The following is a 696-nucleotide window of genomic DNA, read 5'->3' on the forward strand; positions in this document are numbered from 1 at the left end:
GGCTTGAATACGTTTCATCATTTCATCTGCGACGCGATCTGTACATTTACCCCAAGCATCTACAACCTTATTGTATTTTTCACCTTGTGTAATCAAACCATCATTATATTGCTGTTCGTACTCCTTAGCCAAAGCTTCTGTTTCTGCAACTAAACGCGACTTACTATCAGGAATAACCATATCGTCCTTACCGAATGAAATTCCTGCACGACAAGCATAAGAAAAGCCAAGCTGCATAATACGGTCACAAAAAATAACCGTCTCTTTTTGTCCACAGTGCCGATAAACATGATCAATCATTTTAGAAATGTTCTTTTTCGTCATCTCTTGATTGACAATATCAAATGAGATATCCGCATTTCTTGGCAAAAGCTCACCGATAATCAAACGACCAGGTGTCGTATCATAAAGTTTAGAAACTTCTTTTCCATCCTTCCCCATATTCTTAACACGGCCTTTAATCTTCGTATGAAGCGTTACAACCTTATTTTCTAAAGCATAATGAAGCTCACCTATATCAGAAAAAGCCATTCCCTCACCTGGTTCTTTTTCAGAAACAATCGAAAGATAATAAAGACCAAGAACCATATCCTGTGATGGAACAATAATGGGAGCTCCATTAGCTGGATGAAGAATATTATTGGTTGACATCATTAAAACACGGGCTTCAAGCTGTGCTTCAAGAGAAAGCGGAAC

At 38.2% G+C, this 696-nt stretch carries 1 pseudogene; it reads right to left on the reverse strand.

The annotated features are described in order from the left end of the window. A pseudogene (locus ACFIO3_RS14775) lies at positions 1-696 on the reverse strand (DNA-directed RNA polymerase subunit beta'); the annotation flags it as partial.

The organism is Bartonella sp. AD328YNZD (assembly GCF_042196425.1).